Origin of the sequence: Flavobacterium sp. CSZ (genome assembly GCF_015350725.1) — a bacterium.
In the GTDB taxonomy this organism is placed as follows: Bacteria; Bacteroidota; Bacteroidia; order Flavobacteriales; family Flavobacteriaceae; genus Flavobacterium.
The window spans coordinates 1-356 of the sequence record NZ_JADKPQ010000072.1; the positions used below are offsets into that span (position 1 = coordinate 1).

The 356-nt window shown below is 41.9% G+C and carries 1 pseudogene; it reads right to left on the bottom strand.

The features are described 5' to 3' along the window. A pseudogene (locus tag IRZ78_RS26045) lies at positions 1-356 on the bottom strand (hypothetical protein); the annotation flags it as partial.

Consider the following 356-nt stretch of genomic DNA (forward strand, 5'->3'; position numbering starts at 1 on the left):
CAACAACTGTTGATGTTGCTGTTGAACAGTTTGTGGCAGGATTATTATTATCACAGATGGTGTATTCTACATCGTAACTTCCTGCTTTTACTCCTGCACTTACCCTTACAGTTCCGTCTGTAGGATTCACTGTAAATCCTGTTGGAGCAGTTGCTCTTAGGGTAACTTCTCCCGGATTTGATCCAATTACAGCCTGAACTCCGTTTAATGTATCCGATGCAATAAGCGAAGTTGTGCTTCCCCCTGTGCTTCCGTTAATTGGACCTAAGTTTTCTTTTACTGCAAGGATTGCAGGGGCTGTTACCGTAACTTCAATTTTATTTGTAGCACAGTTTGTTGGGTTTAAAAGCTCGCAA